The sequence below is a fragment of the Streptomyces resistomycificus genome (assembly GCF_001514265.1).
Lineage (GTDB): Bacteria > Actinomycetota > Actinomycetes > Streptomycetales > Streptomycetaceae > Streptomyces > Streptomyces resistomycificus.
The window spans coordinates 59,754-85,460 of sequence record NZ_KQ948992.1 but is presented as its reverse complement, the minus strand read 5'-3'; the positions used below and the strand labels follow the sequence as shown (position 1 = coordinate 85,460).

The following is a 25,707-nucleotide window of genomic DNA, read 5'->3' as shown; positions in this document are numbered from 1 at the left end:
GACTCAGGAACGCGCCAGCCGCACGGCGTGCAGCAAGGGCTCCAGCGAGCCGATGATGCTCTCCCTGGGCACCCCCGCCTCCAGCATGCGCAGCTCCGAGGCCTCGTTACGCGCGTAGCCGAGGAAGTCGACGCCGGCGGCACGGGCGGCGAGGTGGTCGGACGGTGTGTCACCGATCATCAGCGAGGCCTCGGGCGCCGCTCCCATCGCCGTCAGGGCGAGGATCAGGGTCTTCGGGTGCGGCTTGAGCACGCTCAGGTCCTGCGTACGGCCGTAGACATGGGGGTGGAAGCAGGAGAAGACACCCCTGTCCCGCAGGTACGCGGTGACCGTGCGCGCCGAGTTGTTGGTGACGATGGCCAGCCGCGCCCCGACGGCCACCCAGGTCCGGATCAGCGGGTCCGCGTACGGCGTCGGTCTCGCCTTCTTGGCCGCCCGCAGCTCGTGCCAGGTGAGGCGTTCCTCGAGCTCTGCCACCAGATCGGTGCCGGGGTGGCGTTCGGCGAGCGCGCTCAGCGTGCCGTGCGGGTCCGGACTGAAACGTTCCTCCTCGGTGAGGACCGCGCCGCGCCCGCTGCTGTCCAGCCACTCCACCTGGGCTCGGGCTATGTCCTTGGCCGGATACCCCGCGAACAGACGGCAGATCGGCCCGTCGAAGTCGAAGAGGACGTGCCGCGTGCGCGCCACCAGCTCCCGAAGCTCCTTGGCCTCTCGCGTCACCAGATCGGTCCGTCCAGTCTCAGCAGTCACGTGCTGAGTGTCGTTCGAGGAGCCTTCGATTCCCAGAGGGCATCGAACCAATTCTTCGTCCCCCGCACGAACTCGGCCTCCTGACCTCCTCTGTCGTCCCTGAACTCGAACAACGGGGAGTCGAGCCCCCGCACGTCCTCGACCTCGATCTCGGTGCCGTCGGGCAGCTCGTAGGGGTACCTGCCGACCGTGTAGTAGCCCTGCAGGACCAGCGCGCCGTTCAGTACGTAGTGCTTCACGGGAGGGACGAACGGCAGCCAGCGGAACTCCACGGTCGCGTCGATACCGTGGTCCCGCCGCAGCTTGCCGAGGTGGCTCTCCATGTTGGTCTTCTGGGTCCTGATCTGCCCCTTCAGCTCCGCCTGGATCTTCTCCGTGAGGTCCGGCCGGTCCACCGGCACCGGATAGGACAGGTCGGCGTCGAGGCCCGGCAGCAGACACCGCACCTCCACCGAACCGGCCCGCGTCCCCCCGGCGGCCACGAGCGTGCGCATCTCCACCAGCGCCCACAGCAGGGTCTCGGCCGTGAAGCCGACGGTGTCGATCCGCACCCGGGTGGACTGGAACGCCTCCTCCAGATAGGAGGCCAGCACCACCCGGGCGGCCTGCGGCTGCCGCGGCTCCGCCTTCGGGACGGCCACCGTGGGCGGGCTGCCCTTGCTCACGTTGGTGAGCAGTCCGTCCTCCTGGAGGACGCGCAGTGCCTGGCGCACGGTGCCGCGTTCCACGTCGAACTCGTCGGCGAGTTCGGCCTGGGTGGGCAGCCGGTCTCCCGCCTTGAGCTCCCCGGCGCGGATGCGTTCACGCAGGACGTCGGCGATGTCCTGGTACGAGGGTTTTCTGCTGCCGTTCACTGCCACGTTCTCCCGGGACACCAATCAGGTGAGGGTCAGGTCCGTGGTGATTGTTTCCCAAAGTGCCTCGAACCATTTCTGGGACTCCTCGACGAACTCGCTGTCCCGCGGGCTGCTCCCCTTCTCGAAGGAGAAGAGGAGCGACTCGCTGGCCTTGACGTCGTACATGTCGATCGTCCCGCTGTCCGAGGACTCTTCGCGGCGCGTGACCATGTAGTACGCCATGAGCGCCTCCACGCCGTTCAGGAGGTACAGCTTCACCGGCGGGGTCAGGGGCAGGGCGCGGAACGTGACGGAGACGTCGATGCCGTGCGAGGAGCGCAGCGAGCGGAGGTTGTGCCGCAGGACCTGACCCTGGGCGTTGCGCTGCTCCAGCCAGCGTTGGTGGACCAGGTTGTCGTCACCGCCGTCGACCTGGACGGGGAAGGCGAGGTCGATCTCCCGGGAGGGCAGCAGGATGCGGACCTCGATCGACTCGGGGCGTACGCGGCCCTGGTGGACGAGCCGGAGGGGTTCGCTGAGCCCCATCATCAGCGTCTCCGCCGTCAGGCACACCGCGTCGATCCGCACCTGGGGCGCGGAGAAGGCCTCGGCCAGCCGGGGCGCCAGTGCCACCATCGCGGGCTGGGGTTCGTCCGTGGCGTGGGCCGGTTCGGCGATCCGCGGCGGGCTCCCCTTGCTGACGTTGCTGAGCAACCCGTCTTCCTGGAGGACGCGCAGTGCCTGGCGCACGGTGCCGCGTTCCACGTCGAACTGCTCGGCGAGTTCGGCCTGGGTGGGCAGCCGGTCCCCCGCCTTGAGCTCCCCGGCGCGGATGCGTTCACGCAGAGCGTCGGCGATCTCCTGGGCGGAGAGCTTTCTGCTGCCGTTCACTGCCACGTTCTCCTGGGTCACGACCAAACGCTACAACTCGGATCCATCTATGGGGAGTTGTTTGGAAGTTGTTTATGGATAGCTGCCAAGTGGGGACAACATAACCAGAGTTGGTTGCCAACTTGGTTGAGTTGGCGGAAGTTTTGCCTCCTGATTGTCCGGCCCACGACCGATCCGCGACCCCCCACCGCCCGTCCCGCCCGGAAGCCCGCCCGGAAGCCCGAAGGGGGAACCCACCGTGCCCGTCCTCGCCCTCATCGCAGCCGTGTTCGTCGTCGGCGTCGAGCAGACCATCCAGTGGAAGTACGGCGCCGCCGGCTTCATCGGCCTGCTGCTGATCACCATAGGCATCAAGGCCAAGAGCCCGGCCGTGAGCTCCACCGGGGCGGTCATCCTCGCACTGCTGGTCGCGAGGCCCGCCCTGTGACCGACCGGTGTCCTCGCAGGGAAACCGGTGCCCGTCCACTCCCGTGGGAGACGTCAGCTCGTGAGCAGCAGCTCCGAACTGATCGTCTCCCACAGTGCGTTGAACCACAGGTGGGACTGCTCCACGAAGGTGGTGTCGCGCAGGTCGCCGCCCTGGGCGAAGGCGAACAGCATCGACCGGGTGCCCACGGCGTCGTACATCTCCAGCCGCTCGTGGTCGAACTCCGCCGCGCGGCGCGTCAGCGTGTAGTACGCGAAGAGCGCCTCCGAGCCGTTGAGGAGGTACAGCTTCACCGGCGGGGTGAAGGGCAGGGCGCGGAAGGACACGTGCACGTCGATGCCGTGGGTGGCACGCAGGGTCAGCAGGTTGTGCTTCAGCACCTGACCCTGGGCGTTGCGCTGGGCCAGCCAGCGTTCATGGACCGGGGCGCCCTCGCCGTGCCCCCGCACCGGGACCGGGAAGGCGAGGTCGATGTCCCGGCTCGGCAGCAGCACACGGACGTCGATCTTGGCCGGTTTCAGCTGTCCGGCGTGGATCTGGCGCAGCGGTTCGCCGATGGCGAGCGTGAGGGAGACCGCGGTCAGGCACAGGGCGTCGATCTCGACGTGCGGGGCCGCGAAGGCGGTCGCGATACGCGGGGCGAGCGCCACGGTGGTGGGCTGCGGCGGCGCCCCGGGACCGGTCGACGCAGGGCCGAGCCCCAGGTCGGGAGCCACGGTCGCCGGACTTCCCTTGGAAACGTTGGTCAGCAGGCGCTCTGACTGCAGGATGTGCAGCGCCTGCCGTACGACCCCCCGCTCGACCCCGAACTCGTCGGCCAGCCTGGCCTGCGTGGGCATGCGCTGGCCCGGCCGCAGTGCCCCGGACCGGATCCGGGCACGCAGCTCGTCGGCCACCTCGTGATGTGTCGTGTGTGGCCGTTGTGACCTCTTCCGCCCATTGACGGCCGGGTGTTTCGGGTCCACAACCAAACACTACAACTTCCCGCCATCTTTGGGCAGTTCAAGGGAAGGTGGTTATGAGTCGCTTCCAAGTGGAGAGAAGTACAGTGAAGTTGGTCGCCAACTTGAGCAACATGGTCAAGCTTCCGCAAGGTTGGCCATCAAGGCGACCGACAGGGGCCACCGTCCCGAAAGGGACCGTCCCAAGGGGGACCGCCATGCCACTCATCGCCCTCGTCATCGCCGCCCTCGCCGTCGGCTTCGAAGCACTCGTCCAGTGGAAGTGGGGCGCGATGGGCATCGTCGCCTTCGTCGCCCTGACCGTCGGCATCAAGGCCAAGAACGTCGCGATCGGTGGCATCGGTGCGGTCATCCTCGTGATGCTGCTCGCCCAGTCCGGCTGACCGGGCTCCCTTCCGGAGGGGAGCCGGGAGCCTGGTCGGTTCGCACAGCCACAACTGAACACCGGCAACACCCGGCACAGCCACAACTCAACAGTTCGCTACGGATACCGCACAGCCACAACTGAAGAGCTCGCTACGGATACCGCACAGCCACAACTCAACAGCTCACCACGGATACAGAGCAGGCAGCAGGCACCACCGGCAACACCAAGCACCAAGCACCAAGCACCAAGCACCAAGCACCACCCACCCGCACTGTCGTCGTCAGCAAGGAGGTCTCAGAACATGTCCGGGCACCAAGGCCGCCTGGACGTACGCAGCAGGGCGTCGGCCGACCGGGCGGCGCCCGCTCGTTCTTCCCGCACCCGCCCCAGCGCCGCCAGCCGCACCGCGGACTCGTCGCCCAGCCACAGGGTGGCCAGGTCGGCGACGTCCAGCGTGAGGTCGGCGGTCCGCCGCGTCGGCGCACAGGACCCGCCCCGCGCCGAGGCCTCCAGCAGGTACCGCCCGCCGGCCAACCCGTCCCGGTCGGCCACCTCCAGCACGAGCGAGCCCTCACCCGCGTACGTCCGCGCCTCGAGCGCCCGTACGACGTCCAGGATCCGCACCCACAGCCAGTCGCCCTGCGTGGTGGCCGTCGCGGCCCGGGGGTTGGGCAGGAGGAACGGGAGCAGGTCGTCGGGGGCCCGCCAGCCGCTCTTGACCTGTGTGACCCAGTCGACCGAGCAGAGATAGCGCCACAGGGCACGCTCCGCGGCCGGGGTCTCCGCCAGCAGCCACTTCACGGACACCGTGTCGTGCGGCTGCTTGCCCCGCCAGTCGTCGTCGGCCGTGTACGCGACCATGCCCTCGACCTGGCCGCCCGGCGAGCGGTACACCGCGTGGAAGGGCTCGGTCCACGACTTCTCGAAGAGCAGCACACCGGTGTTGATACGCCACCACAGCTCGTCGCGGCTGACCGCGCCGGGCTGGGCCCGGCGGACCCGCTCATGGAGCTCGGGTCCGAGCTTGCGGACCTCCTCGCCGTCCACGAGGTCGATACGGCCGCCGTCGTCCGGGGCGCCGGAACGGCGGTGGTCCAGGCCGGTGCGCGGCACGTCGACCGTCCACTCGGTCATCCAGGTGGCGGGGCCGAAGCCGTAGCGGCCGTAGATCTGGTACTCGGCGGCGATCAGGGTGGCGACGACGTCACCGCGTTCCCTCGCGGCCGTGAGGTCCCGCGTCATCATGCGGCGGAGCAGGCCGCGGCGGCGGTGGGTGGACGTGACGGTGACCCCGGTGACGGCGTTGGCGGGGACGGCCGCGCCGCCGACGGCGGTGACCTCCTGGGCGAAGGACTTGAAGGTCGCCACGCAGCGGCCGTTGTCGAAGGCGCCGAGGTAACGGCCGCCCAGCGCGAACTGGACGCGGCGCGCCTCCAGTTCGGACTCGGTGACGACGGGCTCACGCAGGAAGCCGGCGTTCACCGCGCGGATCCAGTCGGGGAACTCGGCCTCGGTGATCGGGCGGACGTCGATGTCGGGGCGGCTCGGGTCGGTCATGGGGTCACGGTAGGCGGGCGGCGACTCAGTGTCGCGGGGAATTCCCCGCCCCCGCCGTGGAAATCCCCGCCTCCGCCGCCCGCTCGCCCTGGCCCGCCCCTCAGAAGGCCGCCCGGATCTCCCCCACGACCCGCCCCCCGCCCTCCAGTGGTGCCCGCCCGATCCGCCCCACGACCGGCGCGTCCACTCCCATCAGCTCCAGCGCCCGCGCGAGCACCGGCCCCAGGGCCCGGCCCCCGCCGTCCTCCACCTTGAAGGCGAGGGAACGTCCGTCCGGCAGGGCGAGAGCCTGGACCGCCTCCGCGCCCATCTTGGACAGGGCGCCGGGGACCTCGCGCATCAGCCAGGTGTCGGGGCGGCGGGAGCCGGCGACGTACTCGGGGTGGGCGCGCATGGCGTCGGCGACCCGGCGTTCGGCGGAGCCGGGGGCGGCCAGGACGAAGGTGCGGTAGGCGCGGGCCAGGCCGGTGAGGCCGATCGCCATCAGCGGCGCCCCGCAGCCGTCCGTACCGACGGCGGCGACCGGCTCGCCCGCCGCCTCCTCGACCACCTCGTGGATGATCCGCTGCAGGGGGTGCCCGGGGTCCAGGTAGGAGTCCAGCGGCCACTCCCGCAGCGCGGACACCGCCAGCATCACCGTGTGCTTGCCGGAGCAGTTCATGGTCACCCGGTCGCGTACGGCGCCCGCGGCGAGGTACGTCTCGCGCTCCTCGGCGTCCAGCGGAAGGTCGGGCGGGCACTGGAGTCGGGAGGCGTCCAGGCCGTACTCGTCCAGCATCTTCTGGACCAGGTCACGGTGGAAGGACTCCCCTGAGTGGCTGGCCGCGGCCAGTGCCAGCCGCTCGCCCGCCAGGTCGAGGCCCGCCCGCAGGACGCCCGCCGCCTGCATCGGCTTGTTGGAGGAGCGCGGGAAGACCGGGGACGTCACGTCGCCGAGCGCCAGCTCCACCGCGCCGTCCGCGTCCAGTACGACCAGACTGCCCCGGTGCCGCCCTTCGACGAACCCGGAGCGGACGACCTCGGCGAGGACGGGCGGTATCGAGGAGACGGACATCGGCGGTGGCCTTCCGGTGAGGGGGGACCCGCCCGACGGCGGGCCCCGGGATCGCCGGTACGGCCGCCGCCTCAGGTGAGCAGGTCGTCGACTTGTGCTTCCCCTTCACGGTACCTGCGGGCGATCTCCGCGCTGCTGTCGTCGGCCGTGCGCTGCAGCCGCTGCCGGCGCCGGGACACCTGCTGCTCGTACCGCACCAGCCGGCTCATCGCGGTGTTCAGCTCCAGGTCGGTGCGCGCCTGAAGGTCCGACAGCTCGACCTCGGCGAGCATCTCGGCGGCCAGCAGCCGGTACTCCTCGCTGTGCGGAGTGCCCAGCGTCACATGGCGGGCGGAGGAGCGGTGCCGGGCCGGGGCGTCGGTGAGGATCTCCGGGAGCCGCGCGACCACGGAGCCCTCCCCCACGGCCGGGACGGCGGCCGACCCCGTGGGAGAACGCCGGGCGAGTTCCGCCCGCAGGATGTCGATACGCCCCTGGAGCAGCCGCCGGACGTAGCTGAGGTCGGCCTCGTCCTGCTGCGCGTCCCGGCGCAGGACGCGGAGCTCGGGCAGGCTGAGCACGGCCAGGTCGTGCTCGGACGGGTCAGCGGGCAGCGGCGGGCTGCCCGTGCGCTGCACGGGAGGCCGCTGTGTTCCCAGCCGCCCCTCGGTACTCGGTGTGCTCATGTGCCTCTACCGTCCCCTCGACCCGCTAGTGGGAGCATCGTGCCACCCTCAGTGGCCGCTATGTGACCGAGTGCCCCCGATCGGCCCCAGATGGCCGGTTAAGAGCAAAAAAGAAGGCCCGTGCGGAGCACGTCCGGCCGCCCGGCATGATGGTCGTATGCGTGCAGTGGTGCAGAGGGTGGACGGCGCGAGCGTCGTCGTGGACGGCGAGACGGTCGGCGAGATCAGCGGCGAGGGGCTGTGCGTCCTGGTCGGCGTGACGCACGAGGACACCAAGGAGAAGGCGGCCCAACTCGCCCGCAAACTCTGGTCGATCCGGATGCTGGACGACGAGAGGTCGTGCAGCGACATCGACGCCCCGCTCCTCGTCATCAGCCAGTTCACCCTCTACGGCGACGCCCGCAAGGGCCGCCGCCCCACCTGGAACGCGGCCGCCCCCGGCGACGTCGCCGAGCCGCTCGTCGACGAGGTGGTCGCCCAACTGCGCTCGCTGGGCGCGACGGTGGAGACGGGCCGGTTCGGCGCGAAGATGCGGGTGTCGCTGACGAACGACGGCCCGTTCACCGTGCTGGTCGAGATCTAGGGCGTCACGGCTCGACGACGACTTCCTGGGCCGCGGCCGTCGTGTCGGCGATCAGTCGCGCGTCCACCGCCACGTTGCGCTTGACCAGCGCGAGGGCGACCGGGCCCAGCTCGTGGTGGCGTACCGACGTCGTGATGAAGCCGATCTTGCGGCCGTCGGGGCCCTCGTCGGCGAGGCGGATGTCCGTGCCGGCCGGGGGCAGGTGGACCTCGCTGCCGTCCAGGTGGAGGAAGACCAGCCGCCGCGGCGGCTTGCCGAGGTTCTGCACCCGGGCCACCGTCTCCTGCCCGCGGTAGCAGCCCTTCTGCAGGTGCACCGCGCTGCCGATCCAGCCCAGCTCGTGGGGGATCGTGCGGTGGTCGGTCTCGAAGCCGAGACGGGGCCGGTGGCGCTCGACGCGCAGCGCCTCGTAGGCGAGGATCCCGGCCGCGGGGCCCGTCTTCCCGGCGTACGACTCCAGGTCGGCGCGCGGGAGGAAGAGATCACGGCCGTACGGCGTCTCACGGATCGCGACGCCCTCGGGCACCTCGGCGATCGAACCGGCGGGCAGGTGCACGACCGCGAACTCGGCCGTCCGGTCGGCGACTTCGACCCGGTTGAAGAACTTCATCGACTCCAGGTACGCGACCAGCGCGTCCTGGGTGCCCGGCTCGACGTGCGCCCAGACCGTCTCCCCGTCGTCCACCAGGTACAGGGCGTGCTCGATGTGGCCGTGCGCGGAGAGGATCAGAGCCTCGGTGGCCTGCCCCGCGGGGAGGTCGCTGACGTGCTGGGTGAGCAGCAGGTGCAGCCAGCTCAGCCGGTCCTCGCCGGTGACGGTGACCACCCCGCGGTGCGAGAGGTCGACGAAACCGGTGCCGTCGGCGAGGGCGCGCTGTTCGCGGAACAGGTCGCCGTAGTGGGCGGCGACGCCTTCGTCCACGCCTTCGGCGGGGACGGCGCCGGACAGGGACAGCAGAGGGCTTTTCATATGCCTAAGCCTACGACTCGGTAGTTGAACTCTTCAGGGAACAGTCCTTGCACCGGCCGAAGATCGCGAAGTGCTTCATGTCCGTGTCGAAGCCGAACTCCTTGCGGAGCTTCGCGGTGAACTCGGCGGCCACCGAGACGTCCGCCTCGATCACGTTCGTGCAGTCACGGCAGACGAGGTGGATGTGGTGGTGCCGGTCGGCCAGGTGATAGGTGGGCGCGCCGTGCCCGAGGTGGGCGTGGCTGACCAGCCCGAGCTCCTCCAGGAGCTCCAGGGTCCGGTACACGGTGGAGATGTTGACCCCCGACGCCGTCTTCCGCACTTCGGCGAGGATGTCGTCGGGGGTCGCGTGCTCGAGGGTGTCGACAGCTTCGAGGACAAGCTGCCGCTGAGGCGTCAGCCGGTAGCCGCGCTGCCTGAGGTCGCTCTTCCAGTCGGTGCTCACCACACCAACGAGTCTAGAACCACGTCAGCCGACAGGGGGCGGCCGCCTCACTTGAAGAACGCGATGCCGTCGTCCGGCATGTCGTCCGGGAGGGCCTTCGCCCAGCGTTCGACGTCCTCGGGGGTGACGACCTTCTTGAGCTGGGCCGACATGTAGGGGCGCAGCTCGACCTCGGGGGTCTGCTTCTCGCCGACCCACATGAGGTCGCTGTTGACGTAGCCGTACAGGCGCTTGCCGCCGGAGTAGGGGCCGGAGGAGGCGGTGCGCGCGACGGCGTCCGTGACCAGGTCGATCTGGGGCGTCTTGGCCGCCAGCTCGCCGTACCAGATCTCGACGACGCCGTCGTTGCGGACCATGGTGACCTCGACCTTGCGGTCGGCGTCGATCCTCCAGTAGCCGGACTCGGACTCCAGCGGCCGGACCTTGTTGCCGTCGCCGTCCAGCACCCAGGTGTGGGAGTGGTACTCCAGGAAGTCCCGGCCGTCGTGGGTGAAGGAGACCTCCTGCCCGAAGTTGCACTTCTCGGAGCCGGGGAAGTCGTGCACGCCCGCGCCCGCCCAGTTACCGAGCAGGAAGACGAGCGGGACGAGGTCCTTGTGGAGGTCGGACGGGATCTCGATCATGAGCAGCAGTTCCTAGACGTGGGTCAGCGCTGGCCCTGGTACAGCTTCTTCACGGTCAGCCCGGCGAAGGCGAGCACGCCGACGCAGACCAGGACCAGCAGGGCTTCGAAGAAAACCTCAAGCACGGAGTGCTCCTCGGACGATCGTGGGGTTGCGGTACACACTGGCAGTACACAAGAGCCGGGCCCCAGCTTACGCGGCCGGGTCCCGGCTCTCTTCGTGAGGTACGCCGCCCCTCGCGGACGTCACCCCAGCAGCTGGCTCTGCAGGGTCACCGTCTGCCGGAACGGCACGGCCTTCGCCGTGCCCGCGCGGGACTGGACGATCACGGCGAGCACGTCACCGGCGGCCAGGTACGCCTGCCGGACCTGCTCGGCGCCGTACGGCTTCGCCTCCGCGTAGACCGAGCGCTGCACGTCGTCGATCCGGGCGGCCTCCGGGAAGTCCTCGTCGAAGACGGAGGCGCCGGCCCCGCGCAGCACCCGGCCGGGGCTGTCATAGGGGGCGATGTCCGTGGAGAAGACCTCGTCCACGACGGCCGCGGTACCGAAGTGCAGCAGGTAGATCCGCGTCCGCGTGCCGTCCTCGGTGGTCCAGCCGCGGGCCGCGATGTGCCGCAGGCCGTTGTCGACGAGCTCCTGCCCGAACTCCTCGCGCTCGTCCTTCTCGTACGCCGCCAGGAAGTCCTTCGTCGCCAGCCAGCCGTCCTGGCCGCGCAGCGCCTTGTCCTCGGTGGCTCCGGCGGGGGCCGGCAGGACGAGGGCTCGCAGGTCGGCGTGGTGCGCGCCGGCCTTGTTCGCCTCGGCGAAGGGCTCCGGGCTGCCCGACGGCAGCGGCGGCTTCGTCAGCCGCGGGTAGTCCCACCGGCCGTCCGACTCCGTCGCGAGGCCCGGCAGGTCCGTCCGCTCCATCCGGGTGACGCCGTACGCCACGGACGCCCCGACCACCGCGAAGACCACGACAGCCGCGGTCCAGCGCCCGAGCGCGCGAAGGACCCGACGGTCCCTGGGGGCGGCGGGGGGCGCCGGGACGGGCGGACCGTAGGCGTACGGCTGGGGCGGCGCGGCGGGCGCCGGCTGGGGCGGCGCGGCGGGCGGCGGAGGCGCGGGCGCCGGCGTCGAGGCCGCGGTCGCCGGCGTCGGGGCCGTGGTCTGTGGCTGCTCGGTCATACCGACTCCCCCGGTTCGGCTATGCGGTCGAGCTGCTCGCTCAGCAGCATCGCGACCCCCTTGGTGTCGATGGGCTTGACCCCGTCCGCGGTGGCGGTGACCAGGACGTCGCCCTGGTAGGCGGAGCAGAACATGCTGTCCAGGTCCGTGTCCTCGTCCTCGGGCGGCAGGAAGCACTTGGCGTTCTTGTGGCCCTTGATCTCGGGGCCCTCGCGGAACACCTCCAGGGCGTCGAGGAACTCGCTCTGGTACGTGGCCGCGTCCCGTACGGCCGCCCGGCTCTCCATCTGCGCCAGCACGATGCTCACGGTGTAGGTGCCCTCGTTCTCGCTGAGGGCGTCGGCATCGCCGCTGAGGTAGCTGCGCATCGCCATGCCGGTGATGCGCTGCCGGTCGATCTGCTTCTCCAGCCGCTTGCGCTGGGTGCGGGGCAGGTCGGCCAGCGACTCCTTGCGCAGCGCGGTCGCCTGGGCGCCGCTGAGCTGGGCGTCGGAGCCGAACTCGCCGAGGTCGGGGCCACGGGTCCAGCCGTCGGTGCCGTACGGCACGAGCACGCCCGCGAGCCCCTTGGCGGTGACCCTCTTGTCGTCCTCGGCGGTGGTCTTCGGGAACTTCCACACGGCCGCGCCGGCGTCACGGTCGGCGTCGTTCACGGTCACCACGGTGTAGCCGACCCCGGCGACGACGGCACCGGCCAGCACGAGGGACCCGGCCACGGCGGCGATCCGGCCGCGCCTGAAGGGCTTCCTGGCGGGCGGCGGGACGGGGACGCCGTAGGCGTCGAACGCGGCGGGCGGCGCCGAGGGCTGGACGAACTCGACCGGCCCGACCTGGCCGCTCTGGCCGACCGGTTCGTTCTGGTTCTCGGTCACAGCCGCTCCATCTGCCGCTCGGCGAGGTCCATGATCTTCTTCTTGGGGATCGGCTTGGTGTCGTAGATCCAGATCTCCATGGCGACGTCGCCGCGCCAGGCGTGGGCCTCCGCGCTGTACAGCGGCAGGTAGCCGGCCTCGCGCTCGGGCTCGTTGTGGACGTACGCCATGCCGTTCCCGGTGCCGGGGACGGTCCAGCTCTCGGTGGCGTCCTCGTCGTCGGCCCAGTACTGGCTGTTGTCCACCGAGTCGGCGGCCGCGGGGGCCTCTTCCTGGCGGTACTGGATCAGCCTGATCTCCAGGGTGGTGGTACCGGACTCCCAGCCGGTGACCGCCCCGCGGCGGAACTCGTCGCCGACGAGGTTGCCGAAGACCTCGTCCGGCGCCTCGTACATGTCGGCGTAGGCGGCGAGGTCCAGCCAGCCGTCGTTTCCGCCCAGCCAGTCGGCGTCCTTCGCGCCGCGCGGCTTCTTCAGCAGCAGCTTGCGCAGGTCGCCGTCGGTCCTGACGCGGCGGTCCTGGGCGGCGGACAGCGGCTCGGGCCCCTCGCCCTTCGCCTGCGGCAGGGTCTGCTGGGACAGCGAGGGCAGTGTCGTCGGCTCGCGGTCGACCTGCACGAGGTAGCCGGCACAGGTACCGGCCACCAGCCCGAGAACGGCGGCACCGGCGACGAGCAGGGCGGTGCGGCCACGGCGACGGGGCGTCCGGGACCCCACGGGAGCCGCGTCGACGCCCACCGGAGCCACCGGAGCCACGGGAGCCACGGGAGCCACGGGACTTACCGGGCTCACAGGACTCACAGGACTTGCCGGGGCGACTGGGGCGTCGGCTGATCCTTCGGGTACTTCCAAGACGTCCCCCCACAGAACGTGAAAGCGCATTCCGTATGCGCGCTCACAGGAGACTCCTGGTCAGGGCACGGAGTTGTAGGTCCGTTGATTACGATTCGGTCATGGCGAAGAAGCTCGTGATCAAGGTGACGGCGGGGGCGGATTCCCCCGAGCGGTGCTCACAGGCGTTCACGGTGGCGGCGGTGGCCGTGGCCAGCGGTGTCGACGTCTCCCTGTGGCTGACCGGCGAGTCCGCGTGGTTCGCGCTGCCGGGGCGGGCGGCCGAGTTCGACCTCCCCCATGCCGCCCCGCTCCCCGACCTCCTCGACTCCGTCCTGAGCGCCGGCCGCGTCACCCTGTGCACCCAGTGCGCGGCCCGCCGGGACATCACGGAGAAGGACGTCATCAAGGGCGTCCGCATCGCGGGAGCCCAGGTGTTCGTCCAGGAGGCCCTGGGCGACGAGACCCAGGCGCTCGTCTACTGAGACGACCCGGCCGGTGCGTGGCCCGCACCGGCCTCGGTGTCTACGGCCGCCGCCTCTTGCCGTCCAGTTCGTCCCACCAGTCGTCGGACTTGGGGTCGCCCGACGGGTCGTCCCACCAGCGGTCGTCGGGGCCGCGACGGTTGGCGATCACCGCGGCGAACGGGGGGATGACCATGGCGACCACGCACATGCCGACGGCCACCGGAACCGACCAGAGCCGCACGACCGACCAGGCCAGGACGAAGAGGCCGATGCAGGTCCCCATCATGGCGAAGTAGATGTGCCGACGCCGCGCGTACATGCCTCCAGCGTAGGCCGGGACAGGCCGAAGGGCCGCACCCCAGGTGTCCAACCCGGGAGGTGCGGCCCTTCGGTGCCTGTCCGTCGTCAGACGGCGATCGCGACCTCCGCGAGGCCACCCTGCTGGGCGACGACCGTGCGGTCGGCGGTGCCGCCGGGGACGAGGGCGCGGACGGTCCAGGTGCCCTCGGCCGCGTAGAAGCGGAACTGTCCGGTGGCGGAGGTGGGGACCTCCGCGGTGAACTCGCCCGTCGAGTCGAGCAGGCGGACGTATCCGACCACCGGCTCGCCGTCGCGGGTCACCTGACCCTGGATGGTGGTCTCACCGGGCTTGATCGTCGAGGCGTCGGGGCCGCCGGCCTTCGCTCCACACATGTCGTACTCCTGAAGAGGTCTTGAGAGGTCGGTCGGGGAGGGTTACTTGTTGGCGCCGAGCTCGATCGGCACGCCGACGAGGGAGCCGTACTCGGTCCACGAGCCGTCGTAGTTCTTGACGTTCTCGACACCGAGCAGCTCGTGCAGGACGAACCAGGTCAGCGCGGAACGCTCACCGATGCGGCAGTAGGCGATGGTGTCCTTGGCGAGGTCGACCTGCTCCTCGGCGTAGAGCTCCTTGAGCTCCTCGTCCGACTTGAAGGTGCCGTCGTCGTTGGCGTTCTTCGACCACGGGATGTTGCGGGCGCTCGGGACGTGGCCCGGACGCTGCGACTGCTCCTGCGGCAGGTGGGCCGGGGCGAGCAGCTTGCCGGAGAACTCGTCGGGGGAACGGACGTCGACGAGGTTCTGCGAGCCGATCGCGGCGACGACGTCGTCACGGAAGGCGCGGATCGACTTGTTCTGCGGCTTGGCCTTGTAGTCGGTGGCGGCCCGCTCCGGGACCTCCTCGACCAGCTCGCGGGCGTCCAGCTCCCACTTCTTGCGGCCGCCGTCGAGAAGCTTGACGTTCTCGTGGCCGTACAGCTTGAAGTACCAGTAGGCGTACGACGCGAACCAGTTGTTGTTGCCGCCGTAGAGGATCACCAGCGTGTCGTTGGCGATGCCCTTCGCCGACAGGAGCTTCTCGAAGCCCTCCTGGTCGACGAAGTCACGACGGACCGGGTCCTGGAGGTCGTCGGTCCAGTCGATCCGGATCGCGTTACGGATGTGGTTCTTCTCGTAGGCGGACGTGTCCTCGTCCACCTCGACGATGGCGATGCTCGGGCTGTCGAGGTTGGCCTCGACCCAGTCGGCGTCGACCAGGACGTCGCTGCGGCTCATGCTCTTTCTCCTCCGGGGCAGTTACGGCGGGGCGTGCAGGTGAGATGCGTGCGCGTGCAGGCGCCGGTGTCGGCGTACGCGCACGGATGCCCAGGGCAGGGCGGCGGGGATGCGGAAGTCGGGGCTTCCGCTCAGAAGGTGCGACAGAGCATGGCGGCGACGCGGCACAGGTCTACTGCCCGCCGCTTCGTGAGATCCGCCTGTCGCTTCATGACCTCGATCGTAGGGACGGACAGCGGGGCGTGTCACCGCCGTGTCGTATTTTGAGACGCGATCGTCCGCGATGTGAGAACACAAGTCCGCCCGGGCCGTGGGGGCACGGTTCCCGGGCGGGTGTATCCGTCGTCACAACTGCGGTACGGACGACGGCGTCTCGTCTTTCGGACAGTCCCGGACTGCCGCGGTCCGCCGCGGTGAGCAGGCCGTCCGTCGTCCTACCCGGCCAGCCGGACGTTCGAACCCTTCACCGTGATCTCCACACCGTTCTTCGCGGGCCGCACCTGGTCGAGCTTGATGCCGCCGGGCAGCCCGTCGATCTTCTGCTCGAAGTCGGTGACCGTCCGGGCCCGGTTCTCGACGAGGTCGACCCCGCCGAAGGAGGGCAGGGTGTCGGCGTGCACCTTCACGGTGTCGCCCTCGGCGGTGACCGTGCTGAGCACGTAGACCGGCTCGGGCAGCTTGGTGCCGAGCACCGTCGCCTCGACCTCGACCTTGATCTTGCCGTTGCCGCCGTCGGAGAGGCCGACGACCTCGGCGGTGACGCCCGCGGCCACCTGCGTCGGCTCGGACTTGGCCGTCTTCAGCAGCTCGGCGTAGGTGATGGACGCGGTGCCGGTGGCGCTGTTCGCGACGGCGGAGCTGTAGTCGCCGGAGAACTCGACGCCCTTCATGCTCGCCTTGAGGTCGTCGATGCGGATCTTCTTGCCGTCGGTCCCGGCCGCGGCCTCGTAGTCCTTGATGCCGACCTCGACGTCGTCGAGCGAGCCGCCGACGACCTGGGTGAGGAAGGGGAAGCCCTTGATGGAGACGTCGGGGGCGGCGGCCAGGCCCTCGTTGGTCTGCAGCTTGCCCGCGGCCTCGTCCTCGGCGAAGTTGACCGCGAGGCGGTCGGCGAGCACGAACAGGCCGCCCAGGATCACGACGAGGATGAGAAGTATTCGCAGTGCGCGCATGCGGTGTCCCCCACGACGGCGGTCAGTTGACGGTCGGTCGACGGGCCGGTTGGCCCGAGCGTGAGGGTAACCCTGAGTCGGTCAGGGCTCGGCAAATTGTCGATCACCTGTGACAGGACAGGCACGCGGCCCCGCGACGCCTCAGCCCAGCGCGCGTCCCAGCACGTACACCGCCGGCGCGGCCGCCGACAGCGGCAGGGCCACCCCCGCCGTGAAGTGCACGAACCTCGACGGGTAGTCGTAGCTCGCCACCCGGTGGCCGATCAGCGCGCAGCCCGCCGCACCCGCGCCGAGCAGCGCGCCCTCGGCGCCCAGACCCGTCATCCCGCCGACCGCGATGCCCGCGCCCGCCGCGGCGAGCAGCGCGACGACCACGGAGGCCGGGGTGGGCAGGGGCAACGCGCGGGCCAGTACGGCGACCGCCACCGCGGCGGCGCCGACCGAGACCGCGTCCGGGTCGGCGGCGAGGTGACCGGCCGCCACGATCGCCAGGGCCGCCGAGGCGACCGTCGCCATCAGGCCGTACATCCGCTCGTCCGGCTCGGCGTGCGAACGGAGTTGGAGGACGAGGGAGAGGAGGACCCAGACGCCCAGGGTGCCGAGGATCGCGGCGGGACCGTTCTCCCGGCCGGCCACGAGCAGTACGACGTCCGCGGCCAGCGCCCCGAGGAACGCCAGCGCGATGCCCTGCCGGGCGGGCCACATGCCGTTGAGCCGGAACCAGCCGGCCGCGGTGACGGCCTGGAGGACGACGAGCGGGACCAGGAGGGCGTACGTGCCGACGGCCGCCGTGCCGGACAGGAGCAGACCGAGCAGCGCGGTGAGCGCCGCGGGCTGCATACCCGGCTCGATGATCGGGGAACGCCCCTCGAGGCGGGCCCGCTGGGCGTCGGTGATGCGGGCGTTGCCGGCGACGGTGGCGGGACCGTAGGTGGCGGCGTCGGCCGCCTCGGGGGCGGACGCGTGCGGCTGCGGGGCGTGGGCGTGCGGAGGCTGGGCCTGAGGAGCCTGGGCCTGAGGAGCCTGGGCCTGAGGAGCCTGGGGCGCATGCGGCTGAGGCTGCGGTGGTTGCTGCGGCTGCTGATGCTGCTGCGGCTGCTCCCCGTAAGCGAGGTACGCGGCCTGCTGCCCGGCCGTCTGCTGCGGCAGATAGGCCGTCTCGGCGGCCGACACCGGCTGCTGCAGCTGCGTCTCCCAGGTCTGCCCCTGCCACTGCTGCGTGTACTGCTGGGCGGCCTGCGGATCCTCGTGGGCCTGCTGCCCGGGCCACGACTGCTGCTGCGACTGCTGCTGCGGTGCCTGCTGCTGGTACGGGTCGTACCCCTCGTACCCCTGGTACGGGGCGCCTTCGTACGGCTGGTTGCTCATCGTCATCCTCCTGCGAACGGCGGCAGCACCTCGACCGTGCCGCCGTCGGCCAGCCGTACCGTCTCATGTCCGCGGGTCCCCACGGGGTCACCGTCGACGAGGAACGAGCATCGCTGCAGGACCCGCACGAGTTCGCCGGGGTGTCGCCCGCGCACGGCGTCGAGCGCCTCGGCGAGCGTGGCCGCGTCGAACGGCTCCTCGGCGATCCCGGCCGCGGCCTTCGCGGCGGCCCAGTAGCGCACCGTGACCTTTGGCATCTGCTTCCTCAATCGATCGGCGGTGGACACCGCTCAGGCTAGCCCGCCCGGGAAACCGCCCAGTCCCCGATCCGGGCCAGCAGCTCGTCGGTGGCCGCGTGCTCGGCGTGCCCCATGCCGGGCTCCAGCCAGAGTTCGCCGTGGTCACCGGCGGCGCCGGCCAGCATGCGGGGGTGGTCGAGGGGGAAGTAGCCGTCCCGGTCGCCGTGCACGATCAGCAGCGGGGTGGGCGCGATCCGCGCCACCGCCTCCACCGGGGACAGCGGCACCGGGTCCCACTCCCGGTGGTGGATCCGGGTGCGGAGCCCGTAGCGGCCCACCAGACGGCCCTCGGGGCGCGTCACCAGCCAGTGCAGCCTGCGCATGGGGGCGGTGCCCCGGTAGTACCAGCGGGCGGGAGCGCTCACCGAGACCACCGCGTCCGTTCCCGCTCCGGTGCGCCCCTCACGCTTCCCCTCACGCTTCCCCTCACGCCCCTCGGCGGAGCCGTACAGCGCCGCGTGCCGCAGGACCACCGAGCCGCCCATGGAGAAGCCGACGGTGACCACGCGCGCGTGCCCGAACGAACGGGCCCACTGCACCGCCGCCGCGAGATCGAGCACCTCCTTGTCGCCGACCGTGGAGTGCCCGCCGGAGGCGCCGTGACCGCGGAAGGAGAAGGTGACCACGGCCCCGTACCGGGCGAACGCCGCCGCGATCCGCCGGATGTGCGGGCGGTCCACGTCGCCGGTGAATCCGTGCGCGATCACGAACACCAGGTCACGGAACGATGGATTCGAGGAGTCGTATACGACCGTTCCCGGGTTGTATACGGAATCAACGGAAACCCCGTCGGCCGTGCGCAGAAACGTCCGCAAAGGTGTGCGTCTGCTCGTCTCGGAGTTCGGACGAACGGTGGAACGCGCCACATGACCTGCCGCACCGGTGCTCATGTGGGCTATTCTGCTGGGCAGAGGACTCGGGCAGCGTAGCCCCCGGGTCCTTTTGTGCTTTCGTAAGCGTTGTATACAAAGCGGGAAACCGCAGGTGTACGGGGCGGACCGGAATCGCAGAGCAGGGTGATGTACCGAAGTGCTGCGAACGTCCTCGCAGGGACCGAGGAGGAACCAGACGTATGAGTTCTCTGCTGCTCCTGACCAATGCCCTCCAGCCGTCGACGGAGGTGCTCCCCGCTCTCGGCCTGCTCCTGCACAACGTACGCGTGGCCCCCGCCGAAGGCCCCGCTCTCGTCGACACCCCCGGTGCCGACGTCATCCTCATCGACGGGCGCCGCGACCTTCCGCAGGTCCGCAGCCTGTGCCAGCTGCTGCGCTCGACCGGGCCGGGCTGTCCGCTCATCCTCGTGGTGACCGAGGGCGGCCTCGCGGCCGTCACCGCCGACTGGGGAATCGACGACGTGCTGCTCGACACTGCCGGTCCGGCGGAGGTCGAGGCCCGGCTTCGCCTGGCCATGGGCCGGCAGCAGATCGTCAACGACGACTCCCCCATGGAGATCCGCAACGGCGACCTGTCGGTCGACGAGGCGACGTACTCCGCCAAGCTCAAGGGCCGCGTCCTCGACCTCACCTTCAAGGAGTTCGAGCTCCTGAAGTACCTCGCCCAGCACCCGGGCCGTGTCTTCACACGCGCCCAGCTGCTGCAGGAGGTCTGGGGCTACGACTACTTCGGCGGCACCCGCACGGTCGACGTGCACGTACGACGGCTGCGCGCCAAGCTCGGACCGGAGCACGAGTCGCTGATCGGGACCGTCCGAAACGTCGGTTATCGATTCGTTACGCCGGAGAAGGGCGACCGCACCTCGGACGAGGCGAAGGCCAAGGCGGCCCAGTCAAAGCCGGAGGATGCGGACGAGGCGGCCGCCCTGGACGGTGCGGAGATCCCCGCTGAGGCTTAGGGGGCGCTCGGGGCGGGCATCGCTCCGCACAGAGAGCCGCTTGACGCCCTGCCCAGAGCTGGTCCATCCGCGTAGACTCCGCGCGTGGCCAAGGTAACCAGGGATGACGTGGCGCGGCTGGCAGGGACGTCCACTGCCGTCGTCAGCTATGTCATCAACAACGGACCCCGGCCGGTTGCCCCGGCCACGCGCGAGCGTGTCCTCGCCGCGATCAAGGAACTGAGCTACCGGCCCGACCGGGTCGCGCAGGCGATGGCGTCCCGGCGCACGGACCTCATAGGTCTGATCGTGCCGGACGCGCGCCAGCCCTTCTTCGGGGAGATGGCGCACGCGGTCGAACAGGCCGCGTCCGAGCGCGGAAAGATGGTGCTGGTCGGCAACTCCGACTACATCGGCGAGCGCGAGGTCCACTACCTGCGTGCCTTCCTCGGCATGCGGGTGTCCGGGCTCATCCTCGTCAGCCACGCGCTGAACGACAACGCCGCCGCGGAGATCGAGGCCTGGGACGCCCGTGTGGTCCTCCTGCACGAGCGGCCCGAGGCCATCGACGACGTCGCCGTCGTCACGGACGACCTGGGCGGCGCCCACCTCGCCGTGTCCCACCTGCTGGAGCACGGCTACGCGTACGTCGCCTGTATGGGCGGCACCGCCGAGACCCCCTCGGTCGGCGACCCGGTCTCCGACCACGTCGAGGGCTGGCGGCGCGCGATGGAGGAGGCCGGCGTCCCCACGGAGGGCCGGCTCTTCGAAGCGCCGTACAACCGCTACGACGCCTACCGGATAGGCCTCGACCTCCTCTCCGGACCCCACCGCCCGCCCGCGATCTTCTGCTCCACCGACGACCAGGCCATCGGTGTGCTGCGCGCGGCGCGCGAGCTGCGCATCGACGTCCCCGGCGAGCTGGCGGTGGCCGGCTTCGACGACATCAAGGAAGCGGCACTGGCCGACCCGCCGCTGACCACGGTCGCCTCGGACCGTTCCGCGATGGCGCGCGCCGCCGTGGACCTGGTCCTGGACGACGGTCTCCGGGTGGCGGGATCCCGGCGGGAACGGCTGAAGGTCTTCGAGTCCCGGCTGGTGGCACGGCGGTCCTGCGGCTGCGCGTGAGCGTCACGAGGGCCTTTGTGAAAGCTCTCTGAGAGACCTCGCCGAGCTGCGAGAAGCTTCTTTATATCGGGCGAACGAGGTTCTGCCGGGCTTCTCAGGGAGCACTCAGCCGACTCTCATGGTCGACGGACAAGCTGCTTTCCATGACCGAGAGCTTCCGCCGCAGCGGCGAGTACGAGAACCCGTACCAGGGCGACCAGCAGCACGGCTCCTCGCCCGTGAACCCCGAGTGGCCGCCCCCGCCGGCCTACCGGCCCACGCAGCCGGTCACCCCCGAGCCGGGCACCACCGTGTGGCCGGGCCAGGCCGGTCTGCCCGGCCAGCCGGCCCCGCAGGCCCAGGCGGCCCCGCAGACCCAGCCGGCCTACGGCGGTGACGGCGGCGGTGGCGGTGGCGGTACGGCGGTCATGACCGCGGTCGCGCCCCCCGCGCCCGCCCCGAAGAAGCGCACCCGCGGCCCGCTCGCCCTGCTGGCCGCCGTGGCGATCGTCGCCGCGGCCATAGGCGGCGGCACCGCCTACGGCATCCAGGAGCTGACCGGCAGCGACACCGTCGCCTCCAGCAGCACCAGCACCAGCGTGGTGCCGTCCTCCGCCAAGGGCACGGTCGCCGGGGTCGCCAAGGCGGTCAGCCCGAGCATCGTCGAGATCAACGCCACCTCCAACGCCGGTGAGTCCACCGGCTCCGGCGTGATCATCACCGGCGACGGCGAGATCATCACCAACAACCACGTCGTCTCCGGCGCCTCCTCGATCAAGGTGAGCACCAGCGACGGCAAGACCTACACCGCGAAGGTCGTCGGCACCGACAGCAAGAAGGACCTCGCGCTCATCAAGCTGGAGAACGCCTCCGGCCTGACCGTGGCCACCCTCGGCAACTCCGACGGCGTGCAGGTCGGCGACGAGGTCGTGGCGATCGGCTCCCCCGAGGGTCTGACCGGCACCGTGACCAGCGGCATCGTCTCCGCCCTGAACCGCGACGTGACCGTGGCCACGGACGAGGGCCAGAGCCAGAGCCAGGGCGGCGGCGGACAGTGGCCGTTCGAGTTCGGCGGCCAGCAGTTCAACGGCGACACGGGTTCGTCGACGACGACGTACAAGGCGATCCAGACGGACGCGTCCCTCAACCCGGGCAACTCCGGCGGCGCGCTGATCGACATGAACGGCAACATCATCGGCATCAACTCCGCGATGTACTCCGCCAGTTCGGACTCGTCGACGGCCGGCAGCGCGGGCCTCGGCTTCTCCATCCCGATCAACACCGTCAAGTCCGACCTGGCCACACTGCGGGCCGGCGGCTCCGACAACTGAGCCTTCCCGACCAAGAGGGAGTACGTCATGATCAAGCAGGTCTCGCACACCGCCGCCGACACCGACCCGGCCGGCTTCGTCCTGGCCCTCGAGGTGGCGTACGAGCTGCACGCGCCGGTGACCGCGCGGGCGCCCGAGGTGGCCGCCGTCGCGCACGGCGCGGGCCGCCGCGCCGGTGCCGCCCGCAGCCGCCGCCGCCGCGCACGCGCCTGATCGCCCACGGAGCTGTTCACCGGCTCCTCCTTCAGCGCCAGCCGGGAAACATGCGAGGCTGAAAGCGTTCAGCACCCCCAGCCCCCTTGTCGTCCCACCGCACCCGAGGAATCCGAAGCCCATGAGCCCCGCCGACGGCGACCGTGACACCCACCGCATCCTGATCGTCGACGACGAGCCGGCGGTGCGCGAAGCCCTCCAGCGCAGCCTCGCCTTCGAGGGATACGACACGGAGGTCGCGGTCGACGGCGCGGACGCCCTGGAGAAGGCGACCGCGTACCAGCCCGACCTGCTGGTCCTGGACATCCAGATGCCGCGCATGGACGGCCTCACCGCCGCGCGCCGCATCCGGGGGGCGGGCGACACCACGCCGATCCTGATGCTGACGGCCCGGGACACGGTCGGCGACCGGGTGACCGGTCTGGACGCGGGCGCGGACGACTACCTGGTCAAGCCCTTCGAACTCGACGAGCTGTTCGCCCGGGTCCGCGCGCTGCTGCGGCGCAGCTCCTACGCGGCGGCGGCCTCGGCGGGCGCGGTCGAGGCGGACGACGCCCTCACCTTCGCCGACCTGCGCATGGACCTCGCGACACGGGAGGTCACCCGGGCCGGGCGGCCGGTGGAGCTGACCCGTACCGAGTTCACGCTGCTGGAGATGTTCATCGCCCACCCGCGCCAGGTCCTCACGCGTGAGCAGATCCTCAAGGCGGTCTGGGGCTTCGACTTCGAGCCCTCCTCCAACTCCCTCGACGTCTACGTCATGTACCTGCGCCGCAAGACCGAGGCGGGCGGCGAGCCCCGGCTCGTCCACACGGTCCGTGGTGTGGGGTACGTACTGAGGCAGGGCGGCGCGGAGTGAACAGGGTGGCACGCCGGTTCCGCTCCCTGCCGATCCGGGCGCGACTGTCGATGCTGGTCGCTGCGGCGGTGGCGTTCGCGGTGGCGGCGGTGTCGGTCACCTGCTGGTTCATCGTGCAGGGGAAGCTGTACGGCGAGCTGAACGCCGACCTGGAGTCGGGCGCCTCCCGCCCGCAGCCGGCGGGGCAGGTGGCCGCCGCCCTCAACAACTGCGCCCAGACGCCGTCCGAGGCCTTCCCCTTCGGCCCGCGCTTCAAGGGCTACTCCCAGCTGGTCCAGTCGAACGGCAAGGCCTGCCTCTACGGCACCTCCCAAGCACTGGTGAAGGTCACCGACAGCGACACGAAGGTGGCCAAGAAGCCTCAGCTCGGGGAGGGAGAGTTCCGCAACGGGGTCGACAGCGACGGCAACGCCGTGCGCATCCTGACCACCGCTCTCGTGGTCGACGGCGGCGACGGCACGTACGTCGTCAAGGACAGCGCCCTCCTCATCGCCGTACCGCTCAAGAGCACCCAGTCCACCCTCAACGAACTCGCCCTCATCCTGCTCCTCGTCTCCGGCATCGGCGTCATCGGTGCCGGGGCCGCCGGTCTCATGGTGGCCCGCACCGGTCTGCGCCCCGTCGACAAGCTCACCGAGGCCGTCGAGCACGTGGCCCGGACCGAGGACCTGAGCATCCGCATCCCCGTCGAGGACGCGAGCGAGGACGAAGTCGCCCGGCTCTCCCGCTCGTTCAACTCCATGACCTCCTCCCTCGCCAGCTCCCGCGAACTCCAGCAGCAGCTCATCGCCGACGCCGGGCACGAGCTGCGCACCCCCCTCACCTCCCTCCGTACCAACATCGAGCTCCTGACCCGCAGCGAGGAGACCGGGCGCCCGATCCCGGAGGCGGACCGCAGGGCCCTGCTCGCCTCGGTCAAGGCACAGATGACGGAACTGGCCGCCCTCATCGGCGACCTCCAGGAGCTGTCCCGTTCGGAGGGGCAGCGGGGTGAGCGGGTCCAGGTGGTCGCGCTGGAGGACACCGTCGAGTCGGCCCTGCGCAGGGCACGGCTGCGCGGCCCGGAGCTGACCATCACCGCCGACGTCCAGCCCTGGTACGTGCGGGCGGAACCGGCGGCGCTGGAGCGCGCGGTGGTCAACATCCTCGACAACGCGGTGAAGTTCAGCCCCGAGGGCGGCTCCGTCGAGGTGCGGCTCGCCCAGGGTGTGCTGACCGTCCGCGACCACGGTCCCGGCATCCCCGCCGAGGATCTCCCGCACGTCTTCGACCGTTTCTGGCGCTCCCCCAGCGCCCGCGCCCTGCCCGGTTCGGGTCTCGGCCTGTCGATCGTCGCCCGGACCGTCCAGCAGGCCGGCGGCGAGGTCTCGCTGGCCCGCGCGGAGGGCGGCGGCACGGTGGCGACCGTACGACTGCCGGGGGCGCCGACGCCTCCGCCGGAAGCCCCGGAAGCCCCGGAAGCCCCCAAGCCGCCGGCAGGCCCTCCGCGTTCGGCGCTCCCCGCCGCCGAGTGACTCGCGTAGGGTGCCCGGATGATCGCGGTACCGGAGACGTTCGTACGCACCACCGTCGAGCGCGAGGGATCGGCGGGAGCGGCCTGGATCGCCGAACTGCCGGATCGTGTCGCGGAGTTGCTGGAGCGCTGGCAGTGCGTGCCGGACGGGGAGACCGGGCACGGGGGCGTCGGTCTGATCGTGCCCGTGCGGCGGCTCGCGTCCGGGACCGCCGCCGTGCTGAAGGTGTCGTTCCCGCATCCCGGCAACGTCCACGAGCCTGACGCGTTCGCCGCGTGGGGCGGGCGGGGTGCCGTCCTGCTGTACGAGCGGGACGACGAACGGTTCGCCATGCTCCTGGAGCGGGCCCACCCGCAAACCCTGGCGGAGGCCGAGACCGGGAACGAGGACGTGATCGTCACCGTCGCCGGCCGGCTCAACCGCCGCCTGGCCGTGCCCGCCCCGCCCGCACTGCCCCGGCTGCGGGACCGGGCCGACGCGTGGGAGCGGGACCTGCGCGCCGACGCACGGGAGTTGACCCACGACATGCCCGCCCGCACGCTGGACGCCGCCCTCGCGACGATCCGCGAGCTGGGCCGCGTCCAGCCGCAGACCGTCATCCACGGCGACCTGCACGCCCGGAACATCCTGCGCGCCGACCGCGAGCCGTGGCTGGCCGTCGATCCCAAGGGATACGTCGGAGACCCGGCCTACGACGGCGGCACCCTGCTCAAGTCCCGTGCCCTCGCCCTGCTGGAGGCCGACGACCTGCCCAAGGCGGCGCACCGCGCCCTGGACGTCTTCGCCGAGGCGGCGGAGGTGGATCGTGAACGGGTCCGGCGGTGGGCCCAGTTCCACGCCGTCCAGGCCGCGTTCCACGGCCGGCGGCACGGGTTCCGGGTCGCCCGGGGAGGCCGGCAACGGGACTGGCTCGTCCGCTTCGCCGACGAATTGGCTCAGTTGCTTACGTAAAGCGGAAACGGACAAAGAA

Annotated in this window: 32 protein-coding genes; 11 read left to right on the top strand and 21 right to left on the bottom strand. The window is 70.9% G+C overall.

The window, feature by feature from the left end; translation table 11 throughout:
- Positions 1–3 precede the first annotated feature (3 nt).
- The 3 genes from AQJ84_RS18620 to AQJ84_RS18610 are packed head-to-tail and all read right to left on the bottom strand — an operon-like array spanning position 4 to position 2,504.
- Positions 4–750 (bottom strand): HAD family hydrolase, encoded by a 747-nt coding sequence (locus AQJ84_RS18620; protein WP_225877437.1) that lies wholly within the window; start codon positions 748–750, stop codon positions 4–6.
- Positions 747–1,604 carry a GntR family transcriptional regulator gene (locus AQJ84_RS18615; protein WP_059198842.1) on the bottom strand — a complete coding sequence of 286 codons (858 nt, stop codon included), beginning with the start codon at positions 1,602–1,604 and terminating at the stop codon, positions 747–749. Before AQJ84_RS18615 ends, AQJ84_RS18620 begins: the two co-directional genes overlap by 4 nt.
- A 24-nt stretch (positions 1,605–1,628) precedes the next feature.
- On the bottom strand, positions 1,629–2,504 hold the full coding sequence (locus AQJ84_RS18610) for a winged helix-turn-helix domain-containing protein (protein WP_053190344.1): 876 nt from the start codon (positions 2,502–2,504) through the stop codon (positions 1,629–1,631).
- 211 nt (positions 2,505–2,715) lie between these two features.
- Between AQJ84_RS18610 and AQJ84_RS18605 the strand changes: the two genes are divergently transcribed.
- Positions 2,716–2,904 carry a hypothetical protein gene (locus tag AQJ84_RS18605; RefSeq protein ID WP_030044478.1) on the top strand — a complete coding sequence of 63 codons (189 nt, stop codon included), beginning with the start codon at positions 2,716–2,718 and terminating at the stop codon, positions 2,902–2,904.
- Between the two features lie 53 nt (positions 2,905–2,957).
- On the opposite strand, the gene AQJ84_RS18600 is transcribed toward AQJ84_RS18605, so the two are convergent.
- Positions 2,958–3,875, bottom strand: coding sequence for a winged helix-turn-helix domain-containing protein (locus AQJ84_RS18600; protein ID WP_078632376.1), 918 nt, complete (start codon positions 3,873–3,875; stop codon positions 2,958–2,960).
- A 188-nt stretch (positions 3,876–4,063) separates the two neighbouring features.
- On the opposite strand from AQJ84_RS18600, the gene AQJ84_RS18595 reads away from it, so the two are divergent.
- A complete protein-coding gene (locus tag AQJ84_RS18595; RefSeq protein ID WP_030044480.1) occupies positions 4,064–4,249 on the top strand; it encodes a hypothetical protein in 186 nt (61 codons plus the stop codon).
- Between the two features lie 278 nt (positions 4,250–4,527).
- On the opposite strand, the gene AQJ84_RS18590 is transcribed toward AQJ84_RS18595, so the two are convergent.
- From AQJ84_RS18590 to AQJ84_RS18580, 3 genes are all read right to left on the bottom strand, one after another.
- Positions 4,528–5,790, bottom strand: a complete 1,263-nt coding sequence (locus AQJ84_RS18590; protein ID WP_030044481.1) for a GNAT family N-acetyltransferase — start codon at positions 5,788–5,790, stop codon at positions 4,528–4,530.
- 100 nt (positions 5,791–5,890) lie between these two features.
- Positions 5,891–6,844 (bottom strand): asparaginase, encoded by a 954-nt coding sequence (locus AQJ84_RS18585; RefSeq protein ID WP_053192088.1) that lies wholly within the window; start codon positions 6,842–6,844, stop codon positions 5,891–5,893.
- A 71-nt stretch (positions 6,845–6,915) separates the two neighbouring features.
- On the bottom strand, positions 6,916–7,509 hold the full coding sequence (locus AQJ84_RS18580) for an RsiG family protein (protein WP_037804441.1): 594 nt from the start codon (positions 7,507–7,509) through the stop codon (positions 6,916–6,918).
- Positions 7,510–7,666: 157 nt separating this feature from the next.
- Here AQJ84_RS18580 and dtd point away from each other — a divergent pair, with 157 nt between their 5' ends.
- Positions 7,667–8,092: a D-aminoacyl-tRNA deacylase gene (gene dtd / locus AQJ84_RS18575; RefSeq protein ID WP_030044485.1), complete on the top strand. Its 426-nt coding sequence runs from the start codon at positions 7,667–7,669 to the stop codon at positions 8,090–8,092.
- A 4-nt stretch (positions 8,093–8,096) separates the two neighbouring features.
- Here the strand turns inward: dtd and ygfZ are convergent, their stop codons facing one another.
- From ygfZ to AQJ84_RS18545, 6 genes are all read right to left on the bottom strand, one after another.
- A complete protein-coding gene (gene ygfZ / locus AQJ84_RS18570) occupies positions 8,097–9,062 on the bottom strand; it encodes a CAF17-like 4Fe-4S cluster assembly/insertion protein YgfZ (protein ID WP_030044486.1) in 966 nt (321 codons plus the stop codon).
- Between the two features lie 10 nt (positions 9,063–9,072).
- Positions 9,073–9,510: a Fur family transcriptional regulator gene (locus AQJ84_RS18565; RefSeq protein ID WP_030044487.1), complete on the bottom strand. Its 438-nt coding sequence runs from the start codon at positions 9,508–9,510 to the stop codon at positions 9,073–9,075.
- A gap of 44 nt (positions 9,511–9,554) precedes the next feature.
- Positions 9,555–10,130, bottom strand: coding sequence for an FABP family protein (locus AQJ84_RS18560; protein WP_030044488.1), 576 nt, complete (start codon positions 10,128–10,130; stop codon positions 9,555–9,557).
- A 245-nt stretch (positions 10,131–10,375) separates the two neighbouring features.
- Complete coding sequence (locus AQJ84_RS18555; protein WP_053192090.1) at positions 10,376–11,299, bottom strand: hypothetical protein; 924 nt, start codon at positions 11,297–11,299, stop codon at positions 10,376–10,378.
- Entirely contained in the window at positions 11,296–12,171 is an 876-nt protein-coding gene (locus AQJ84_RS18550) for a hypothetical protein (RefSeq protein WP_030044491.1), read from the bottom strand. The genes AQJ84_RS18555 and AQJ84_RS18550 overlap by 4 nt, the downstream gene beginning before the upstream one ends.
- Positions 12,168–12,935, bottom strand: coding sequence for a hypothetical protein (locus tag AQJ84_RS18545; RefSeq protein WP_198536346.1), 768 nt, complete (start codon positions 12,933–12,935; stop codon positions 12,168–12,170). The genes AQJ84_RS18550 and AQJ84_RS18545 overlap by 4 nt, the downstream gene beginning before the upstream one ends.
- A 188-nt stretch (positions 12,936–13,123) precedes the next feature.
- On the opposite strand from AQJ84_RS18545, the gene AQJ84_RS18540 reads away from it, so the two are divergent.
- Positions 13,124–13,486, top strand: coding sequence for a DsrE family protein (locus tag AQJ84_RS18540; protein ID WP_030044537.1), 363 nt, complete (start codon positions 13,124–13,126; stop codon positions 13,484–13,486).
- 40 nt (positions 13,487–13,526) lie between these two features.
- Here the strand turns inward: AQJ84_RS18540 and AQJ84_RS18535 are convergent, their stop codons facing one another.
- From AQJ84_RS18535 to AQJ84_RS18505, 8 genes are all read right to left on the bottom strand, one after another.
- Entirely contained in the window at positions 13,527–13,787 is a 261-nt protein-coding gene (locus AQJ84_RS18535; protein WP_030044493.1) for a DUF3099 domain-containing protein, read from the bottom strand.
- Positions 13,788–13,873: 86 nt separating this feature from the next.
- Positions 13,874–14,161 carry a DUF1416 domain-containing protein gene (locus AQJ84_RS18530; RefSeq protein ID WP_007382995.1) on the bottom strand — a complete coding sequence of 96 codons (288 nt, stop codon included), beginning with the start codon at positions 14,159–14,161 and terminating at the stop codon, positions 13,874–13,876.
- 42 nt (positions 14,162–14,203) lie between these two features.
- Positions 14,204–15,043 carry a sulfurtransferase gene (locus tag AQJ84_RS18525; RefSeq protein ID WP_030044494.1) on the bottom strand — a complete coding sequence of 280 codons (840 nt, stop codon included), beginning with the start codon at positions 15,041–15,043 and terminating at the stop codon, positions 14,204–14,206.
- 131 nt (positions 15,044–15,174) lie between these two features.
- Positions 15,175–15,255: a putative leader peptide gene (locus AQJ84_RS45105; protein WP_350310325.1), complete on the bottom strand. Its 81-nt coding sequence runs from the start codon at positions 15,253–15,255 to the stop codon at positions 15,175–15,177.
- A gap of 222 nt (positions 15,256–15,477) precedes the next feature.
- Positions 15,478–16,215, bottom strand: a complete 738-nt coding sequence (locus tag AQJ84_RS18520; RefSeq protein WP_030044495.1) for an LmeA family phospholipid-binding protein — start codon at positions 16,213–16,215, stop codon at positions 15,478–15,480.
- Between the two features lie 141 nt (positions 16,216–16,356).
- Positions 16,357–17,583, bottom strand: a complete 1,227-nt coding sequence (locus AQJ84_RS18515; RefSeq protein WP_053192092.1) for a hypothetical protein — start codon at positions 17,581–17,583, stop codon at positions 16,357–16,359.
- 2 nt (positions 17,584–17,585) lie between these two features.
- Complete coding sequence (locus AQJ84_RS18510) at positions 17,586–17,840, bottom strand: MoaD/ThiS family protein (protein WP_030044497.1); 255 nt, start codon at positions 17,838–17,840, stop codon at positions 17,586–17,588.
- Positions 17,841–17,878: 38 nt separating this feature from the next.
- Positions 17,879–18,772 carry an alpha/beta hydrolase gene (locus tag AQJ84_RS18505; protein WP_030044498.1) on the bottom strand — a complete coding sequence of 298 codons (894 nt, stop codon included), beginning with the start codon at positions 18,770–18,772 and terminating at the stop codon, positions 17,879–17,881.
- Between the two features lie 182 nt (positions 18,773–18,954).
- On the opposite strand from AQJ84_RS18505, the gene AQJ84_RS18500 reads away from it, so the two are divergent.
- The 7 genes from AQJ84_RS18500 to AQJ84_RS18470 all read left to right on the top strand — a co-directional run bounded on the left by AQJ84_RS18500 (position 18,955) and on the right by AQJ84_RS18470 (position 25,688).
- Positions 18,955–19,734, top strand: a complete 780-nt coding sequence (locus AQJ84_RS18500; RefSeq protein WP_030044499.1) for a winged helix-turn-helix transcriptional regulator — start codon at positions 18,955–18,957, stop codon at positions 19,732–19,734.
- A gap of 84 nt (positions 19,735–19,818) precedes the next feature.
- Positions 19,819–20,841: a LacI family DNA-binding transcriptional regulator gene (locus AQJ84_RS18495; protein WP_078632377.1), complete on the top strand. Its 1,023-nt coding sequence runs from the start codon at positions 19,819–19,821 to the stop codon at positions 20,839–20,841.
- Between the two features lie 143 nt (positions 20,842–20,984).
- A complete protein-coding gene (locus AQJ84_RS18490; protein ID WP_030044501.1) occupies positions 20,985–22,151 on the top strand; it encodes a S1C family serine protease in 1,167 nt (388 codons plus the stop codon).
- A 27-nt stretch (positions 22,152–22,178) separates the two neighbouring features.
- The gene (locus tag AQJ84_RS18485; RefSeq protein ID WP_030044502.1) at positions 22,179–22,364 is read left to right on the top strand and encodes a hypothetical protein; all 186 of its coding nucleotides are present in this window, start codon (positions 22,179–22,181) and stop codon (positions 22,362–22,364) included.
- A gap of 121 nt (positions 22,365–22,485) precedes the next feature.
- Positions 22,486–23,223 (top strand): response regulator transcription factor, encoded by a 738-nt coding sequence (locus AQJ84_RS18480; protein WP_030044503.1) that lies wholly within the window; start codon positions 22,486–22,488, stop codon positions 23,221–23,223.
- Positions 23,220–24,737: a sensor histidine kinase gene (locus tag AQJ84_RS18475; RefSeq protein ID WP_051870230.1), complete on the top strand. Its 1,518-nt coding sequence runs from the start codon at positions 23,220–23,222 to the stop codon at positions 24,735–24,737. Before AQJ84_RS18480 ends, AQJ84_RS18475 begins: the two co-directional genes overlap by 4 nt.
- Before the next feature lie 18 nt (positions 24,738–24,755).
- Positions 24,756–25,688: an aminoglycoside phosphotransferase family protein gene (locus tag AQJ84_RS18470; RefSeq protein ID WP_030044505.1), complete on the top strand. Its 933-nt coding sequence runs from the start codon at positions 24,756–24,758 to the stop codon at positions 25,686–25,688.
- Positions 25,689–25,707 lie beyond the last annotated feature (19 nt).

Excerpts from the sequence above, each read along its gene's own strand:
- AQJ84_RS18595 (WP_030044480.1), top strand. The coding sequence starts at position 4,064 with ATGCCACTCATCGCCCTCGTCATCGCCGCCCTCGCCGTCGGCTTCGAA.
- AQJ84_RS18590 (WP_030044481.1), bottom strand. The coding sequence starts at position 5,790 with ATGACCGACCCGAGCCGCCCCGACATCGACGTCCGCCCGATCACCGAG.
- AQJ84_RS18585 (WP_053192088.1), bottom strand. The coding sequence starts at position 6,844 with ATGTCCGTCTCCTCGATACCGCCCGTCCTCGCCGAGGTCGTCCGCTCC.
- AQJ84_RS18580 (WP_037804441.1), bottom strand. The coding sequence starts at position 7,509 with ATGAGCACACCGAGTACCGAGGGGCGGCTGGGAACACAGCGGCCTCCC.
- dtd (WP_030044485.1), top strand. The coding sequence starts at position 7,667 with ATGCGTGCAGTGGTGCAGAGGGTGGACGGCGCGAGCGTCGTCGTGGAC.
- ygfZ (WP_030044486.1), bottom strand. The coding sequence starts at position 9,062 with ATGAAAAGCCCTCTGCTGTCCCTGTCCGGCGCCGTCCCCGCCGAAGGC.
- AQJ84_RS18560 (WP_030044488.1), bottom strand. The coding sequence starts at position 10,130 with ATGATCGAGATCCCGTCCGACCTCCACAAGGACCTCGTCCCGCTCGTC.
- AQJ84_RS18555 (WP_053192090.1), bottom strand. The coding sequence starts at position 11,299 with ATGACCGAGCAGCCACAGACCACGGCCCCGACGCCGGCGACCGCGGCC.
- AQJ84_RS18540 (WP_030044537.1), top strand. The coding sequence starts at position 13,124 with ATGGCGAAGAAGCTCGTGATCAAGGTGACGGCGGGGGCGGATTCCCCC.
- AQJ84_RS18535 (WP_030044493.1), bottom strand. The coding sequence starts at position 13,787 with ATGTACGCGCGGCGTCGGCACATCTACTTCGCCATGATGGGGACCTGC.
- AQJ84_RS18530 (WP_007382995.1), bottom strand. The coding sequence starts at position 14,161 with ATGTGTGGAGCGAAGGCCGGCGGCCCCGACGCCTCGACGATCAAGCCC.
- AQJ84_RS18525 (WP_030044494.1), bottom strand. The coding sequence starts at position 15,043 with ATGAGCCGCAGCGACGTCCTGGTCGACGCCGACTGGGTCGAGGCCAAC.
- AQJ84_RS45105 (WP_350310325.1), bottom strand. The coding sequence starts at position 15,255 with ATGAAGCGACAGGCGGATCTCACGAAGCGGCGGGCAGTAGACCTGTGC.
- AQJ84_RS18520 (WP_030044495.1), bottom strand. The coding sequence starts at position 16,215 with ATGCGCGCACTGCGAATACTTCTCATCCTCGTCGTGATCCTGGGCGGC.
- AQJ84_RS18515 (WP_053192092.1), bottom strand. The coding sequence starts at position 17,583 with ATGAGCAACCAGCCGTACGAAGGCGCCCCGTACCAGGGGTACGAGGGG.
- AQJ84_RS18510 (WP_030044497.1), bottom strand. The coding sequence starts at position 17,840 with ATGCCAAAGGTCACGGTGCGCTACTGGGCCGCCGCGAAGGCCGCGGCC.
- AQJ84_RS18505 (WP_030044498.1), bottom strand. The coding sequence starts at position 18,772 with ATGAGCACCGGTGCGGCAGGTCATGTGGCGCGTTCCACCGTTCGTCCG.
- AQJ84_RS18500 (WP_030044499.1), top strand. The coding sequence starts at position 18,955 with ATGAGTTCTCTGCTGCTCCTGACCAATGCCCTCCAGCCGTCGACGGAG.
- AQJ84_RS18490 (WP_030044501.1), top strand. The coding sequence starts at position 20,985 with ATGACCGAGAGCTTCCGCCGCAGCGGCGAGTACGAGAACCCGTACCAG.
- AQJ84_RS18485 (WP_030044502.1), top strand. The coding sequence starts at position 22,179 with ATGATCAAGCAGGTCTCGCACACCGCCGCCGACACCGACCCGGCCGGC.
- AQJ84_RS18480 (WP_030044503.1), top strand. The coding sequence starts at position 22,486 with ATGAGCCCCGCCGACGGCGACCGTGACACCCACCGCATCCTGATCGTC.
- AQJ84_RS18470 (WP_030044505.1), top strand. The coding sequence starts at position 24,756 with ATGATCGCGGTACCGGAGACGTTCGTACGCACCACCGTCGAGCGCGAG.